Origin of the sequence: Halodesulfovibrio sp. MK-HDV, assembly GCF_009914765.1 — a bacterium.
Taxonomy (GTDB): domain Bacteria; phylum Desulfobacterota; class Desulfovibrionia; order Desulfovibrionales; family Desulfovibrionaceae; genus Halodesulfovibrio.
Map to the genome: position 1 here is coordinate 181,436 of NZ_WYDS01000001.1, position 15,322 is coordinate 196,757.

At 44.4% G+C, this 15,322-nt stretch carries 15 protein-coding genes; 6 read left to right on the plus strand and 9 right to left on the minus strand.

Going from position 1 to position 15,322, the window contains the following annotated elements; genetic code table 11:
• Nucleotides 1-3: 3 nt before the first annotated feature.
• The 9 genes from ispE to MKHDV_RS00935 form a co-directional block, all read right to left on the minus strand.
• Nucleotides 4-891, minus strand: coding sequence for a 4-(cytidine 5'-diphospho)-2-C-methyl-D-erythritol kinase (gene ispE, locus MKHDV_RS00895; protein WP_160711305.1), 888 nt, complete (start codon nucleotides 889-891; stop codon nucleotides 4-6).
• A gap of 1 nt (nucleotide 892) precedes the next feature.
• Nucleotides 893-1,432 (minus strand): ATP-dependent protease subunit HslV, encoded by a 540-nt coding sequence (gene hslV, locus MKHDV_RS00900; protein WP_160711307.1) that lies wholly within the window; start codon nucleotides 1,430-1,432, stop codon nucleotides 893-895.
• 98 nt (nucleotides 1,433-1,530) lie between these two features.
• Complete coding sequence (locus MKHDV_RS00905; protein WP_160711309.1) at nucleotides 1,531-2,994, minus strand: M48 family metallopeptidase; 1,464 nt, start codon at nucleotides 2,992-2,994, stop codon at nucleotides 1,531-1,533.
• Nucleotides 2,995-2,996: 2 nt separating this feature from the next.
• Complete coding sequence (gene cysS / locus MKHDV_RS00910; RefSeq protein ID WP_160711311.1) at nucleotides 2,997-4,454, minus strand: cysteine--tRNA ligase; 1,458 nt, start codon at nucleotides 4,452-4,454, stop codon at nucleotides 2,997-2,999.
• Nucleotides 4,455-4,470: 16 nt separating this feature from the next.
• The gene (rpiB, locus tag MKHDV_RS00915; RefSeq protein WP_160711313.1) at nucleotides 4,471-4,905 is read right to left on the minus strand and encodes a ribose 5-phosphate isomerase B; all 435 of its coding nucleotides are present in this window, start codon (nucleotides 4,903-4,905) and stop codon (nucleotides 4,471-4,473) included.
• Between the two features lie 36 nt (nucleotides 4,906-4,941).
• Nucleotides 4,942-5,250: a hypothetical protein gene (locus MKHDV_RS00920; RefSeq protein WP_160711315.1), complete on the minus strand. Its 309-nt coding sequence runs from the start codon at nucleotides 5,248-5,250 to the stop codon at nucleotides 4,942-4,944.
• A 103-nt stretch (nucleotides 5,251-5,353) separates the two neighbouring features.
• Nucleotides 5,354-6,163, minus strand: a complete 810-nt coding sequence (locus tag MKHDV_RS00925) for a hypothetical protein (RefSeq protein ID WP_160711317.1) — start codon at nucleotides 6,161-6,163, stop codon at nucleotides 5,354-5,356.
• Entirely contained in the window at nucleotides 6,164-7,843 is a 1,680-nt protein-coding gene (locus MKHDV_RS00930) for a tetratricopeptide repeat protein (protein WP_160711319.1), read from the minus strand.
• Between the two features lie 50 nt (nucleotides 7,844-7,893).
• The gene (locus MKHDV_RS00935) at nucleotides 7,894-8,949 is read right to left on the minus strand and encodes an RNA polymerase factor sigma-32 (protein WP_160711321.1); all 1,056 of its coding nucleotides are present in this window, start codon (nucleotides 8,947-8,949) and stop codon (nucleotides 7,894-7,896) included.
• A gap of 224 nt (nucleotides 8,950-9,173) precedes the next feature.
• Here MKHDV_RS00935 and MKHDV_RS00940 point away from each other — a divergent pair, with 224 nt between their 5' ends.
• The 6 genes from MKHDV_RS00940 to radA are packed head-to-tail and all read left to right on the plus strand — an operon-like array spanning nucleotide 9,174 to nucleotide 15,308.
• Nucleotides 9,174-11,588 carry a homocysteine S-methyltransferase family protein gene (locus MKHDV_RS00940; RefSeq protein ID WP_160711323.1) on the plus strand — a complete coding sequence of 805 codons (2,415 nt, stop codon included), beginning with the start codon at nucleotides 9,174-9,176 and terminating at the stop codon, nucleotides 11,586-11,588.
• Between the two features lie 5 nt (nucleotides 11,589-11,593).
• The gene (locus MKHDV_RS00945; protein ID WP_160711325.1) at nucleotides 11,594-12,079 is read left to right on the plus strand and encodes a TlpA disulfide reductase family protein; all 486 of its coding nucleotides are present in this window, start codon (nucleotides 11,594-11,596) and stop codon (nucleotides 12,077-12,079) included.
• Nucleotides 12,080-12,084: 5 nt separating this feature from the next.
• Nucleotides 12,085-12,576, plus strand: a complete 492-nt coding sequence (locus tag MKHDV_RS00950; RefSeq protein ID WP_160711327.1) for an N-acetyltransferase — start codon at nucleotides 12,085-12,087, stop codon at nucleotides 12,574-12,576.
• A complete protein-coding gene (gene hpt, locus MKHDV_RS00955) occupies nucleotides 12,576-13,106 on the plus strand; it encodes a hypoxanthine phosphoribosyltransferase (RefSeq protein WP_160711329.1) in 531 nt (176 codons plus the stop codon). Before MKHDV_RS00950 ends, hpt begins: the two co-directional genes overlap by 1 nt.
• 30 nt (nucleotides 13,107-13,136) lie before the next feature.
• Complete coding sequence (locus MKHDV_RS00960) at nucleotides 13,137-13,952, plus strand: DUF3426 domain-containing protein (protein ID WP_160711331.1); 816 nt, start codon at nucleotides 13,137-13,139, stop codon at nucleotides 13,950-13,952.
• A gap of 6 nt (nucleotides 13,953-13,958) precedes the next feature.
• Nucleotides 13,959-15,308, plus strand: a complete 1,350-nt coding sequence (gene radA, locus MKHDV_RS00965; protein WP_160711333.1) for a DNA repair protein RadA — start codon at nucleotides 13,959-13,961, stop codon at nucleotides 15,306-15,308.
• The last annotated feature ends 14 nt before the right edge of the window (nucleotides 15,309-15,322 follow it).

Below are 15,322 nucleotides of genomic sequence, written 5' to 3' on the forward strand. Positions count from 1 at the left end.
GTATTACAGATGGTGGATATATGTGGCAACGCCATCAGCCTCTAAGGCCGTTGCAGCACTAGCAGCCTGTTCCATCTCTCGATACAAAGCAAAGATGCTTGAACCGCTTCCACTCATAACAGCGCCTTCAGCGCCAAATGCCATGAGTTTGTCTTTGTACGCCCGCAGCTTCGGAAAGGCCGAGTATACCACCACTTCAAAACTATTAAAAAGCCACAAGGCACGAGAGGAGTGCTTTCTATCTTTTGACGTTGTAGTTGTCAAGATTTCTTTCTTATTATCGCTCATACGATCAGTTAGCATAGCCTTGTCCCAAGCCGCAAATGCCCACGGTGTGGAGATGCTGACGTCAGGACAAATAAGTACAAGAAAATATCCGGAAAGAGAGACATCAGACGGTTTGAGACGGTCACCGATGCCTGTTGCGTGTGCCGGAATATTGTTCAGGAAAAATGGTACATCTGCTCCAATTGTCGCAGCAAGGGCGTTGAGTGATTCCGGAGAAAGTGCATTTTTCGGACAATACTTATTGAGATAATTGAGCATAACTGCAGCATCAGAGCTTCCGCCTCCAAGACCCGCGCCATCTGGAATACCTTTTTCAACAGATATTTCAAGATCAGGCTTCCAGTCTGTTGCAGCACAATATTTCTCCCAGCATTTATACATAATGTTTTTTTCAGGAGGAATAGAGAGCCCCGGGCAATCAAGAAGAAGCCCGCTTCCAGCAGCGCCTTTAGAAATTGTTATTATGTCAAATGGCTTTGGAAGGGGAAAAAAGAGGGTATCAAGTTCATGGTATCCGTCTTCACGAACGCCAGTAATTTCTAAATGCAGGTTGATTTTGCATCCAGCGCGCAATGTTACCAAGTCTGGTTGTGTAAGAGGCATATTATGCACTAATGGTTTCGATCGTGAGATTCTCGTTGGTGAATACGCATATTTCTGAAGCAATCGCCATTGAGTGGCGGCAGATCTCTTCCGGAGCCATTTCGGTGTTACGCTGCAATGCACGTGCTGCGGAAAGGGCATATGCGCCACCGCTACCAATTGCTGCGATGTTGTCATCAGGTTCGATAACATCACCGTTACCACTGATGATGAAGATGTATTCAGCATCTGCAACGATCAGCATTGCTTCAAGTTTTCGTAGATATTTATCAGAACGCCAATCTTTAGCCATTTCAACAGATGCGCGTAACAAGTTGCCGCCAAACTCTTCAAGTTTAGCTTCGCAACGCTCAAACAAAGTAAATGCATCTGCTGTTGCTCCAGCGAAACCAGCGATTACTTTATCACGGTAGATGCGGCGCACTTTGCGTGCCTGATGCTTCATAACAATGGACTGTCCCAAAGTTACCTGACCGTCACCTGCTACTGCAACACCGTTAGCATTTTTTACCGCTAGAATAGTTGTTCCACGAAGTTCCATGACTAATCCTTATATTGTACTTGTCGAATATGAATCGAAGTTATTTAGATTGAGAGAGAATATGCTTTTTTTGCCAAAAGGCAGAGGCAAAATAAAAATTATTTCCAGTAGGCAGCTCGTTCATCTCGTTGCTTTTTAATTAATTCAAGAGCGGATGTCTGCTTTTGATTACTAGCAAGCGCTTCGGCTTTTTTGATATGATATGCTGTTTTCTTCGCGTCATTGCGGTACAGCGCGCTGTATGCAAGATGTAGGTGTCCATTAAATTGGTCACCGCTTTGTCCGAGCATTTTTCCATAGAAAAAATGTACTTCTGAATCTTCAGGTAGTGTCCGTAAAATTTTCTTGTAATAGGTGCCCGCAGATTTGGCATCACCTTTGTCGTTCAATAGACGGGCATAGAAGAACAGCGTCATCAAGTCTTCAGGGTTCCGTACGGCAGCCTTTTGGAGCAGGAAAATTGCTTTCTTAGTATCACCCTTGGTGTAGTGGAATTTGCCTGCCTCACGAAGAATTAAGTAGTCTTTTGGTGCGCCTTCTAATGCTTTATCAAAATATGTAGCGGCTTTTTTTACTTTGTTAATCCTTGCCGAGGCAATACCTTGCCCCATGAGAACGAGCGGTGTCTGTTCTTGATTTGCAAAATAGGAGAGTGCCGTTGACGCATCGGTGAACTGTGAACGAATGAGAGTTTGCACTCGTTTGAACCGCGCGTCATCTTCAGGGCGGTTTTGTAGTTCCATTGGCAAAGAAGCAACTCGGTCGGCGAGGTAGTTTTGACGTTCTTCTACGTCCGGGTGAGTTGATAAATAGGTCGGCATATTGGAGCCGGACTCCCATTTTCGTCTGCGGATTTTAGCAAAACTGCTGGAAAGCCCTTTGGGATTGTATCCTGCTTCAGTAAGATAAATAAGTCCCATTTGATCAGCTTCTCGTTCGTCAGCACGGCTATAATTGAGCAATGCTGCCTGACCTGCTGCCATAGAGCCGGTAATAAGACCACTGGCAACTTCACCCCCGTTGCCTGTTGTTGCACCAAGCACGGCACCAGCGAGCATCCCTACAAGGCTCATAATTTGAACTTTTTGCGATTTTTCAATGCGTTGTGCGATGTGTCGTTGTGTGATGTGCGCAAGTTCGTGAGCAAGAACACCCGCAAGTTCGGATTCGTGTTCCATTTCCAACAACATAGCTGTGTGGACAAACACGTAGCCCCCCGGCACAGCAAATGCATTAAGGGTATCGTTTACGATAACATTAATTTCAAATGGGAATGGTTGGGGAGGGATGTTTTTTTGGAGCCTTTTCAATATGCCGTTGGCATATGATACGATCTCTGGATCCTCAATAATTGGCATTCTGGATTTAATGAGAATGCTGAATTTTTTGCCAAGCTCAACTTCTTCTTTTACGCCGAAATCTCCGAACGCATCAAGAATATTAGCTTTTGCTAGATGGACAGGCGGTAATAAGACAGTAAGCACTGCAACAAAAGTGCACAAGAGGTTCTTCCAGAATGGAGTATTGTTCGTTGTGAAATAATGCTGCAGTGCTTTTTTCATAGTTAGATTACATCCCATACAGGGCCGGTAGGTGTATCGCGTACATCCACGCCCAATTCGGTAAGTTTTCCACGGATAGTGTCAGCAGCTTCAAAGTCTTTGTTCTTGCGAGCTTCGAGGCGCTGTACCATTAGTTCTTCAAGAGCATCAATGGAGATGTTTTTACGTGTAGCGCGCTTCATCTTGAGATCCAGCAGGAAGGACTCTGCATCAAGACCGAACAGGCCGAGCACTGCACTCCATTTGGTGAAATCAGCGGTAAAGCGTTCGAAGAGTTCTTTAGCATCTTCGGACTTGCGCATGCCTTTATCTTCAATGATACGGTTCATAAGACGCACAAGAGTAAAGATATGGCCGGTTGCACCAGCAGTGTTCATATCATCAGCCATAGCTGCATCAAATGCAGCGCACTGGTCTTCGTACTCTTTGAGAACATCTTCAGGCAGAGCAGCTTTGCTCCACTTGGATTTGTTGAGTTCGTTAAGAACTGCAAGCTTGGTTTCGTAAATGCGCTTAATGCTCTTTTCAGCTTCGTCCATAGCAATAAAGCTAAAGTCGATAGGACTGCGGTAGTGCTTAGTGAGCAAGAAGAAACGAAGCACTTCTGGAAGGTAGGACTCCAGAATGTCACGGATGGTTTTGAAGTTGCCAAGAGACTTGGACATCTTTTCAGAATCAATCTGTACAAAACCGTTGTGAACCCAGTAGCGTGCCATTTCTGTCTCGGAAGCAGCTTCGCTCTGTGCAATTTCATTTTCATGATGTGGGAAAATAAGATCAAGTCCGCCGCCGTGAATATCCAATGGCAACGGCATGTGACGATGACTCATTGCCGAACACTCGATATGCCAGCCAGGACGACCTTGTCCCCAAGGGCTTTCCCAGGAAGGTTCTCCCGGTTTTGCGCCTTTCCAGAGAGCAAAGTCGAGTGGATCTTCTTTTTCATCACCGGGTGTAACTCGTGCACCGGAGCGCATGTCATCAACATCACGACCGGAGAGTTTGCCATAGTCTTTGAATTCGCGAACACGGAAGTACACGTCTCCGGATTCAGTAGAGTATGCCTTGCCTTTTTCGATCAAGGTTTCACACAGTGCGATCATGTCACCGATGTGTTCAGTACATTTAGGCTCAATGTCAGCACGAAGAACGTTGAGAATATCCATGTCTTCATAGAAGGTCTGGATGTATTTTTCTGCGATTTCAGTGCTGCTCAAACCTTCTTCGTTGGCGCGTTTGATGATTTTATCATCAACGTCGGTGAAGTTACGTGCAAACAAAACTTCAAGACCAGTGCTGCGAAGGTAGCGAACCAGAACGTCAAAAACTACTGCAGATCGAGCGTGACCAATATGACAAAGATCGTATGCGGTAATACCACATACATACATGTTCACTTTGCCTTCAGTAAGAGGAGTAAAAATCTCTTTTTTGTGTGTCAGAGTATTATAGAGCTGCATGGTCGTAGGATTCCTTCTACGCTTTGTCGAACTGGTCAATGCGACGCTGGTGACGGCCGCCTTCAAATTCGGTTTCTAAGAAAAGTTCAGCAAGATTTATGGCAACACCAGGGCCAGTAACACGTTCACCAAGGCAAAGTATGTTTGCATTGTTGTGCTGGCGGGTAAGGCGGGCATGAAATTCGTTTGTTGCAAGCGCAGCACGAATGCCCGGAATGCGGTTGGCAGCCATAGACATGCCAATACCGGTGCCGCAAATAAGAATACCAAGCGCGTTTTCTTCCAGAACCTTTGTACAGACTTTCTCTGCGTACATTGGATAGTCTGTGCTTTCGGTGGAATAGCAACCCAAGTCTTCAACGTCGTAGCCTTTCTTGATAAGGTCTTCTACGATAACGACTTTAAGGGCAAAGCCACCATGATCTGCGCCGATAAATACTTTTTTAGACATTATTACCTCTATGTTACTGGCGGCGTAATCGCCGAGTTATGCTTCTTGCTTATGCGCTTCTTTTAGACGCGCAATTTCTTCTTTTAAAAAACTGATTTGCTTTGCAGCGCTGGTCATTTCAAAAGATGGGATAGCAGGTTTCTCTTCATTTTCTTCAAGATGGTACGAAGTCACCTTGCCGAGTGCTGCATACTCTTGCTCTAAGCGCTTTTCAAGCTGCTTTATTTCAAAAGAGTGAAGAATGTCAGAAAACATGCGTTTCATGTTCTGTTTCCAGACGGAAATACCAAAGCAAAGGTTTTGGAAAACAGATTTATCTTTTTCAGGTGTGGAAGTATCAGACATGATTTCCTCGTATAGTTTGCAATGCAATTGAGCATCTTACGGCGACGACTGTTTATTAAACGGGATAAATAGTCACTGCACAGTATAAAAGTAGTTCCAATGGTTATGGTCTCATTGCTTCAAGTTTGGTGTCAGGTGGCAACGTGAGCTCAAGAGCTTGTGCTTCAAAGGGGACGGCAGGATTTGAACGGTCTTTTATTAAAAAAAGTGCGCTTCGTTCAGTTCCGGCTATTACTCTGATCTTATCCGGCAGGCCATGGTCATATTCCTCAAAGGAAATAGACATGGATTTTCCTTTTTGTTCCCAGACAAGGGGAACTCCCTGTTTATTTAAGACAAGAATGCCATCAGTCAACTTTGGTGACGATTTTTTGTTCTCAGGTTGTGTAGGGAATGTATACGCAATATTAGTGGTCCCTTCAACATATGCAGTGTCGTACATTTTGGGGAACAGATCTGCGTAGTTGCCTCGTAAAAGAGCGACAATGTCTTGAACTGATATGGGTACAGGTAGGCCCATACGTACCAGTAGTTCCTGGCCTGAATCTGAGTAGACTGCGCGCTTGCTATCTGGTTCGAAAATCACAGACCGTGAATCACTGATACGTAAGCTTGCTACAACAGACCCAAATGGTCCGAGGATATCTATGCGGACAGGATTATTTCCGTTTCCCCACATTCTCAGTGAAGCTCTATTGCTTGAGTCCGGTGTTTTAAATCGGAAAGAGGCACTGATGCTGAAGGGAACTTCGGTTGATCTTCTTTCTGCACTTGCACGGTATTTCGCCCATACTTGTTCTGCTTCGGTCTGAGGCGCCGGCTGGTCTATGCGTAATTGGGGTGCATGTTGTGCACAGGCACTTAACAAAAGAATGACGGAAACCACAGAAGTCAAGCGAAGCAGTCTTTTCATTTATAAGTCCTTGAGTTTTTGTCTGATCAGCTCTGGGTTACTATGCCCTTTAAGTGCTCGCTGGTAGCCTTTTCGAGCTTCGGCATCATTTTTACGCTTTTTCGCAATATCACCATAATGTTCCCAAATTGTTGGGTCATTTGTACCAAGAGTTACGGCTTGAGTGATATATGTCCATGCGTTTTTGTAGTCATCGCGTAAATAATAAACCCACGCTAACGAATCAAGGATATAAGGCTGCCCCGGAGCAAGGTTTGCCGCGGTGCGAACCAGTACTAAAGCTCGATCTAGATCCTTGCCCTGTTCGGCAAGGGTGTAGCCGACAAAATTCAGCGCCTTGAAATATTCAGGATCGTCACTGATGACTTGTTCCATTATCTCAAGTGCACGTTTTTTATCACCAATAGTGTGGTAGATGGAGCCGTTGGTAAAGAGTAGTTCCTGATCATTAGGCCAAATGGCAAGAGCCTCTTTGATGGTTTTTAAAGCATCCTGAGGGCGTTTGGCAGCCATGAGTAATTCGGTTTCCAGTTCGAGAATAAAGCGACTTCTTGGGTCACGTTCCCGAGCTGCCTGTACCAATTCGATAGCTTCGCTCGTTTTACCTAGTTCATATAAAAGACGACTTCTAAATTCTAAACTTTTTGTCCAGCTAGGGTTGTCCTGCGGGATATTGTTAAGCAGTTCAAGCGCCTTGTTCAGATCTTTTTCATATTCGAAAGCAATAAGAGCAAGATGGAAGAACACTTCAACAGGCTGTTTGATTTCAGCAAACGGTTGAAGCATTATTTTAGCTTCTTTGTAAAACCCTTCGCTAATGAATATTGTAGCTGCTTCCAGCATAAACTCGTTAGACGCGGGGCCAATCTCTACAAGCTCAAGAGCTTTGGCAGGGTGGTTAAGCTTAAGATTCAGATTGATGAGGCGCAGCCAGCTTATCTCGTTAGAGGTGTCTGCGGTAATAAGCTGTTCGTACGCCTGCTCTGCAAGGATGTAGTCCTGTTTAAGTTCATACAGTCGTGCAAGCTCGGACCATGCTTCCAGCAGGCGACCTTTTTGTTCTGTCGCTGCAATCAGTTCTTTTTCTGCATCATCATACTTTTTTAATTGCATGAGTGCTTTGGCAAGAAAGAGGCGAGTAGTTGGAGAACGAAATTTTTCATCACTTTCCCGGAAGGCATCAACAGCTTCAGGGAATTTTCCGCTATCGAAGTACAACAAGCCGATTGCGCGATATGCATCGTCGGACTTAGGGTGTGCTTCGAGGTAATCTCTCATAACCTCAACGGAATCTTCCAGATTATTTTCCAGTCTGTAAGATTCTGCTTTAAGCAGAACAAGCTGAAAGTTCTCAGGATAAGCACGAGTGCCTTGAACAGCTACTTTACGACCTGTGATGGTCTTACCGTTGCGAAGGTAGAAGTTTATTGCTTCTACATACACTTCCGGTGGAGGAGAGAGGGTAAGGAGGGTAGAGAGTGCGTCTTCAGCTTTGCTGTAGTCGTTTTCTCTCGTTGCTTCCTCAAAGAGTAAGTAGTGATAGGTTGTAGCAGCTTCTGCGTTAAGAATTTCGGAAGTTGCAGACTGCGGTTCAGGCATGTTTGTGGCACATCCAGAGACGAGCAACAAAGCGCAGAAGGACATGATAACAGAACGAAAGCGCTTGTTATTTGTACGCATAGTAAGAATCCATAATTAGGGATAGAAGTTTGGGGTAGTTGGAAGCACCCCTAGCGCTGAATCCAATCTTTAGAAAAGTCTTTAATTTCTTTAAACAGATGATCCCGAATTTTTTGCAGCAATCGTGCTTCAATTTGTCTGACACGCTCTCGGGTAATCCCGAACTGTTCTCCGATTTCACGTAACGTAACCGGATCGTCAGACAAAAGTCGTTTGTGCAGAATCTCGAGTTCTTTTTCGTTAAAAGTATGTTCGATTTCGTTAATTTTCTGCGTAAGCATTTCTGCCATTTGTTGATCAGAAAGAATGTCTTCGATACCCGGTCCAAGAGCTGGAAGAAAATCCATTCTCGTGGCGCCGCCTGCATCATCACCAATAGGGATGTTGAGGGACATATCGGAAGCATCGAGACGCTGCTCCATTTCAACAACTTGTTCTTCTGACACGTTGAGTTTTTTAGACAACGTTGCAGCGTCTGGGTCGAACCCTTGTGAAATAAGGCGTTGGCGTTCTTTGTTCAGGTTGTAGAAAAGTTTACGTTGGGCTTGTGTAGTGCCAACTTTAACAAGTCTCCAATTATCCATAATGAACTTGAGGATGTATGCTTTGATCCAAAAAGAAGCATAATAGGAAAATTTGATGCCTTTATCAGGGTCAAATTTATTAACAGCACGCATAAGTCCAACGTTCCCTTCCTGAATAAGGTCAAGAACGTTTTGCATCCAGCGGCGTTGGAAGTCCATTGCGATTTTAACAACAAGACGGAGATGGGAGGAAACAAGACGAAAAGCAGCATCAGAATCGTTACTTTCCTGAACGCGTTTGGCGAGTTCAAATTCTTCATCGGGTTTCAACATAGGAAACTTGCTGATTTCACGCAAGTACATGCTCAGCGAGTCTGTAGACCGTGCGCGAGCCGTAGAGCTCTTGTCTACAAACACAGGCAGGGTGTCAGGCGTTTCTTTTTCGTCTTCTTCTGTAATATCGATAACAGGATCAATATCTAAGTTTTCCTCTTCTTCAGAGTCTTCAACATCAACAAGTTCAGCTTCGGCAGCATTATTGTCTTCAAGGGAATTCTTAGGTTTCTTTGTAGAGTTGGTCATAATCCTGTATTTATATAATACCTTTATAGCTTAGCATAAACGCTGTTGTTACACAGTATCTATGTCTGGTTAACCGTGTGAATACGTGCTATTTACCAATAACAAACTATATAGTTTTTGTTTGTTCTTTTCAATGTTTTTCAGTAGAGCATTACTTTCTTCAAATGATGATCTAACGTCCAACGTGGCGTATAATACCCTTATGATATGTTTAGGAGTTGTTTGTGGCGAATTTTCGTAGTGCCTTATCTTCTGGTAAGTTTGTATTTTTCGATGGTGCAATGGGAACAATGCTGCAAGCACGCGGGCTGACTGCCGGAGTAAGTCCGGAAGTCTGGTGTATGTCAAACCCTGATGTTTTACAGGGGATACACTGTGATTATGCTCGTGCCGGTGCTACTGTTCTTACCACCAATACCTTTGGCGGCACTTCTTTCAAGTTGCCAAAAGACATGGATGTTGTCGGTTTTAACCGCGAAATGGCTGCTGCTGCGAAACGTGCTGCCGTTGAATCTGGCAGAGAAGCATATGTAGCCGGTAGTGTTGGACCAACTGGACATTTTCTTCGCCCTTTGGGTGATGTAGAATTTGATAAACTGGTTGAAGGGTACAAAGAGCAAATTATCGGCCTTGTTGAAGGCGGTATTGATCTTGTTATCTGTGAAACCCACTTTGATGTAGCAGAACTTCGTGCCGCTGTTGTGGCAGTACGTGAAGTTTGCGATCTGCCCGTGGGTGCCTCTATGACATTCGAAAATGGGATGTCATTAACAGGCTCTTCACCAGAAGTTTTTGTAGAAACAATGCTTAATATGGGTGTTGATTTTGTAGCGACAAACTGTAGTGCCGGACCTGAACAGATGGTTTCAGTAGTACAGGAAATGCTTGAATATTCAACTGTGCCTGTTTTGGTTATGCCAAACGCGGGTCTTCCTGAATTAGATGAAGATGGTAACACTGTTTTCCGTCTTGATCCTGAATCCTTTGCAACTCAGACAAAAGTGTTTGCTGAGATGGGCGCACGCTGTCTTGGCGGTTGCTGCGGTACATCTCCTGAGCATATTACTGCTTTGGTTTCAGCTGTTGAGAACCTGACAGCAAAGCCTGTTCTTCGCGAGACAGACTGTTTTTGTATGACTTCTCGTTCTCAGGTTGTGCGGTTTGGTAAAGAACATCCTGCCCGCATTATTGGTGAGCGAATCAACCCGACCGGTAAAAAACAGCTCATTGCTGAACTGCAAAACGGACAATTAACTTCTGCCCTTATGTTTGCACAGGAACAGCTCGATTGTGGAGCACCAGTGCTAGATGTAAACGTTGGCGCACCAATGGCGGATGAAACCGTAATTTTGCCAGAGTTATTAGAGAAGTTGGTTTCTCAGTTCCCAGTTCCGCTTTCTATCGATTCCTCCAACATGGATGCGGTAGAAGCTGGTTTAAAAGTGTATCCTGCTTCTGCACTGGTAAACTCTATCAGTGGTGAAGAAGGGCGTTTGGAACGTCTGGGGCCGTTATGCAAAAAATACGGTGCACCGTTTATTATGCTTCCGCTTACAGGGAGTAAGCTACCTGTAGCTGCGAAAGATCGCATCGCTATTATTGATGATATGTTGGCACAAGTGGATGCTCTGGGTATCCCGCGTCGTCTCGTTATCGTTGATGTGCTTGCTCTTGCAGTATCTTCTAAGCCGGAAGCTGCGGTGGCGTGTCTTGAAACAGTAGAGTACTGTACAAAAATTGGTTTACCGACCACTATCGGTCTTTCAAATATTTCTTTTGGATTGCCTGCGCGGCCGTTGTTGAACGGAACCTTCTTAGCTATGGCTGTGGCCAAAGGCTTGAGTTCTTGTATTGCCCATCCAGGGAATCCGCAGATTTGTGAAACTCTTGCTGCTGCTGAAGTTCTGCTTGGCCGTGATGAAAACGCAGCACGTTTTATTGCTGGTTTTACTGATTGGAAAGCTGGTTCAGGTACTGTTGTCGCCGGAGGCTCTGTCGTAAGCAGTGCCGCTACAACTGTATTTGAAGCAGTTGTGAAAGGTAATAAAGATGTAATTATTGGTCTTATTGAAGCGGAACTTGAAAAGAAAGCAGAACCGTTTGAAATTGTGAACGGCATGCTTATTCCTGCAATTACCGAAGTCGGTATGAAGTATGAGCGTAAAGAATACTTTTTACCGCAGCTTCTTCGTTCTGCCGAAACTATGCAGCATGGTTTCTCTATTTTGCGTCCTTTGTTAGAAAAAGATGCAGCTGCAACTGTTCGCCCTAAAGTAATAATGGCTACAGTTGAAGGCGACATTCATGATATTGGCAAAAATATCGTGTGCTTAATGCTTGGCAACCATGGTTTTGATGTGGTTGACCTTGGCAAAGATATTAAAGCAGAAACAATTGTTGATGCAGCCGTTGAGCATGGTGCTAAAATTATTGGTCTTTCTGCATTGATGACAACGACAATGGTTCGTATGGAAGATACTGTTTCACTATTGAAAGCACGTGGCATGGAAGATGTGAAAGTAATGATAGGCGGAGCAGTTGTTACCGCAGCATTTGCTGACACAATCGGTGCTCACGGCTATTCTGAAGACGCTGTATCAGCTGTACGAGTTGCTCAATCTTTCTTAGAGGAGAAATAGTCAGCATGAAATCTATTAAATCCGTAATGCGTATTGCGTTATTGTGCATGGCGTTTGCCGTTGTTTTGGGTGTTCAATCTGCCGTGGCAGAGCCATTAAAAGTGGTAGACACACCAGAAGTAATTAAGCTTATTAATAGCGGCAAAGGCAAAGTTACTGTTGTGAACTTTTGGGCTTCATGGTGTCCTCCGTGTCGCGAAGAAATGCCGGATTTAAAAAAGACGCGTGCTGCCTACTCTGATGATGACTTACTGCTGCTCGGCGTTTCTGTAGATGAAAATGCAGATGCTGCTGAAAAAGCTGTGAAAGAATTTGAATTGAATTACCCAGTAGTTCGTGCTGAACGCGATGTTTATGAAACGTTCGCGATTCAGTCTATTCCACGTCTTCTTGTATATAATACTAAGGGTGAGCTTATTGTTGATCACGTTGGTCCTGTAACCTTCGAAGATTTAAAAAAGCTCATTGATGAAGTGTTAAAGGAAAAATAGAAATAATGTCTGAGCCGTTTATTCGCAAAGCACAAATGCGGGATGTGAAGGTAATTCATAACCTGCTGTTGACGTGCTCTACTCAGGGAGTCCTTCTTCCTCGTTCATTAACTCAGTTGTACAATAGTCTTCGAGAATTTAACGTTCTGGATCCTGGCGATGGGGGATCTATAATAGGTTGCTGTGCTCTTTCTATTGTTTGGGATGGGTTGGCAGAGGTTCGTTCACTTATTGTAGATGAAAATGCTCGTCGCGGCGGGCACGGACGTGATCTTGTTGATGCATGTTTAGACGAGGCTCGCAGATTAGGTATTTACAAAGTCTTCACACTCACCTATCAAGATGCCTTTTTTCAGAAACAAGGCTTTGTAGAAGTGTCGAAGGAAGTACTGCCTCAGAAGATCTGGGCAGACTGCGTCAATTGTCCTAAATTCCCAGAGTGTGACGAAATCGCCATGCTCTTAGAGATACAACCAGAGAATTCTGGAGAGAGTTAATGGAAATCAAGGAACTTACAGTAGTTTATAGCGAAGAACAAATTCAAGAACGTGTTAAAGAACTTGCAGTGCAGATCAACAAAGACTTCGAAGGTAAAGACCTTGTAGTTGTTTGTGTACTTAAAGGTGCTTTCATGTTTTTCTCTGATTTATTAAAGCATCTCACAGTTAAGCCCGAAATAGACTTTGTGCGCTGTGCCAGCTATGGCGACAGCACCAATAGTTCTAAAACAGTTTCTTTCACCAAAGACCTTGAGATCTCTATTAAAGGGAAGCATGTTCTTATCGTGGAAGACATTGTTGACACTGGTCATACTATCTCCTTCCTCATGTCTCAGCTTAAAGCTCGTGGTGCAGAATCACTTAAACTTGCTTCTGTTGTAGAAAAAGTTGAGCGCCGCGAAATTGATGTAGTTGTTGATTACCCGGGTTTTATTCTGGAAAAAGGGTTTATCGTCGGGTACGGCATGGACTACGCTGAAAAATATCGTGAGTTGGGAGCTATTTACGAAGCAACTGTAATCGAATAACGGTTTTTGAAAACGTAATTGGGAAGCGTTATGCACATTACCTGTCCAAATTGTTCTACCAAGTTTAGTCTTCCAGATGAAATGTTCAAAGATGGAGCTCAGGCTCGTTGCACTGTGTGCGATGAGGTCTTTCCTCTTATCCAAACTCCAGAGCACGATGTTGAAGTAGAACCCCAAGAAGAAATTGCCTTCTCTGAATCGCCTGAAGAAGAGACCATTGCACCTGAGGGTGACTTGGATGCTCTTATTGGTGATGAAGGTACATTTGGACTTGGCGAATCTAAGAAGAAGGAAAAGAAAAAATCCGGTAAGGGTTGTCTTATCTTTTTCTTGATTCTCCTTCTGTTGGGTGGAGCTTGCGCCGGTGTATGGTTCTTAGCACCAGACCTGGTCAAGAGTTTCCTTCCTATGCAAGAGAAAGCGCAGAATGTTCCTGCTGCGGCAGCGAACGATGTTTCCCGAATTTCACTCAAAAACATTAGTCAGTATTACATTACGAATGAGAAAATCGGTCAGATTTTTGTTATCGAAGGTGATGCAGAAAACCGTTTTGGTGTTCCTAAGGAACTTATCAAGGTTGAAGCAACACTATATGATACAACCAACGTATCTATTGCCAGCCAGCAACAGCTTGGTGGCTCCGGTGTTTCTTTATTTCAGCTTCAGGTATTAGCTAAAGAAGAGCTTGCTGATGCTTTGAATAACAAGGTTGAGATTTTAACAAACAACACCAATGTCATGCCTACTAAATCTGTCCATTTTATGGTCGTATTTTACGATCCGCCCAAAGGTGTTGCAGAGTTTGGTGTGAAAGTTGTTGAAGCTAAAAATCCTCCAGTTCAGTAGTATACAGTGAAGACTCGCGAAATATATATATGTTCCGCCTGTGGAGCTTCTGTTGCACAATGGCGTGGACAATGTCCGAAATGTAAGGAGTGGAATACACTTGAGGCCCGCACTGTTTCGAAAGAGCAGGCCAAAAGGCGTGGTTCCACTCCTTTAGTACCTTCAGGTTCTGCCATTATCCCCCTTAGAGATGTCAAAGAGGATGAGCATACCCCGTTCGGAACGGGAATGGCTGAGCTTGATCGAATTCTTGGTGCCGGTATTGTGCCGGGAGCTGCGCTGTTAATCGGTGGCGAGCCGGGTATTGGTAAATCAACTTTGCTGCTGCAAGTGGCAGGGGGCGTTGCTGAATCCGGTAAACAGGTGTTGTATGTTTCAGGTGAGGAATCACTTGGACAACTTCGTGCTCGTGCTGCTCGACTTGATGCGTTAGATGAAAATTTAACGGCTATTTCTACTTCCAAGTTAGATGATGTTTTGCCTGTTCTGGAATCCTCGAATCCTCCTGATTTGTTGATTGTGGACTCCGTGCAGACTGTGTCGTCTCTACGTGTGGAAGGTTTGCCGGGTAGTGTGACACAGGTGCGTGCCGTCTCCATTGAGCTTATTGAAACATGTAAGCGTGTTGGTGTTGCGCTGTTACTTGTGGGGCATGTTACCAAAGATGGACAACTTGCAGGGCCTAAGCTTCTTGAGCATATGGTTGATACTGTAATCTCCATTGAAGGTGACCGCAGACAAATGTACCGCATGTTGCGGATTATCAAAAATCGTTTTGGGCCGAATCAGGAACTGATTGTTTTTGAAATGGTGCATGACGGCATGCAGATTGTCGATGACCCTTCAACCTACTTTCTTGGCGCACGCGATCCAGAGCTTTCCGGAACAGCTGTTGTTATGGCTGTCGATGGACAGCGTCCGTTTGCTGTTGAAGTTCAGGCACTGGTGAGTCGCAGTTATCTTTCTATTCCACGTCGTACAGGACTTGGTTTTGATGTGAACAGACTGCACTTGTTGCTTGCCGTTTTAGAAAAACGGTTGCGTTTGAATTTTGCAGAAGTCGATATCTACGCAAAAGTTGGTGGCGGGATGAAACTGCAAGACCCGGGAATGGATCTTGCGTTGATTGCGGCTGTTCTTTCTTCTTTTTATGACCTTCCACTTCCCTCTAAGTCTGTATTATGGGGAGAGGTCGATTTGAACGGACAGGTTCGTCCTGTAGCTTCGCATGACATTAGGCAGCGTCAGGCTTCTAGACTTGGCTATCGTCCTATATTATGCCCTGAGGCAGAGCCGGAAACTGGACTGCGCACTATTGTTCAGTTGCAGGAAGCTCTTTTCAGTAAAAATGGATAGTAGCGTGTATTTAA

Coding starts and splice junctions, on each gene's coding strand:
- ispE (WP_160711305.1), bottom strand. CDS start 891: ATGCCTCTTACACAACCAGACTTGGTAACATTGCGCGCTGGATGCAAA.
- hslV (WP_160711307.1), bottom strand. CDS start 1,432: ATGGAACTTCGTGGAACAACTATTCTAGCGGTAAAAAATGCTAACGGT.
- MKHDV_RS00905 (WP_160711309.1), bottom strand. CDS start 2,994: ATGAAAAAAGCACTGCAGCATTATTTCACAACGAACAATACTCCATTC.
- cysS (WP_160711311.1), bottom strand. CDS start 4,454: ATGCAGCTCTATAATACTCTGACACACAAAAAAGAGATTTTTACTCCT.
- rpiB (WP_160711313.1), bottom strand. CDS start 4,905: ATGTCTAAAAAAGTATTTATCGGCGCAGATCATGGTGGCTTTGCCCTT.
- MKHDV_RS00920 (WP_160711315.1), bottom strand. CDS start 5,250: ATGTCTGATACTTCCACACCTGAAAAAGATAAATCTGTTTTCCAAAAC.
- MKHDV_RS00925 (WP_160711317.1), bottom strand. CDS start 6,163: ATGAAAAGACTGCTTCGCTTGACTTCTGTGGTTTCCGTCATTCTTTTG.
- MKHDV_RS00930 (WP_160711319.1), bottom strand. CDS start 7,843: ATGCGTACAAATAACAAGCGCTTTCGTTCTGTTATCATGTCCTTCTGC.
- MKHDV_RS00935 (WP_160711321.1), bottom strand. CDS start 8,949: ATGACCAACTCTACAAAGAAACCTAAGAATTCCCTTGAAGACAATAAT.
- MKHDV_RS00945 (WP_160711325.1), top strand. CDS start 11,594: ATGAAATCTATTAAATCCGTAATGCGTATTGCGTTATTGTGCATGGCG.
- MKHDV_RS00950 (WP_160711327.1), top strand. CDS start 12,085: ATGTCTGAGCCGTTTATTCGCAAAGCACAAATGCGGGATGTGAAGGTA.
- hpt (WP_160711329.1), top strand. CDS start 12,576: ATGGAAATCAAGGAACTTACAGTAGTTTATAGCGAAGAACAAATTCAA.
- MKHDV_RS00960 (WP_160711331.1), top strand. CDS start 13,137: ATGCACATTACCTGTCCAAATTGTTCTACCAAGTTTAGTCTTCCAGAT.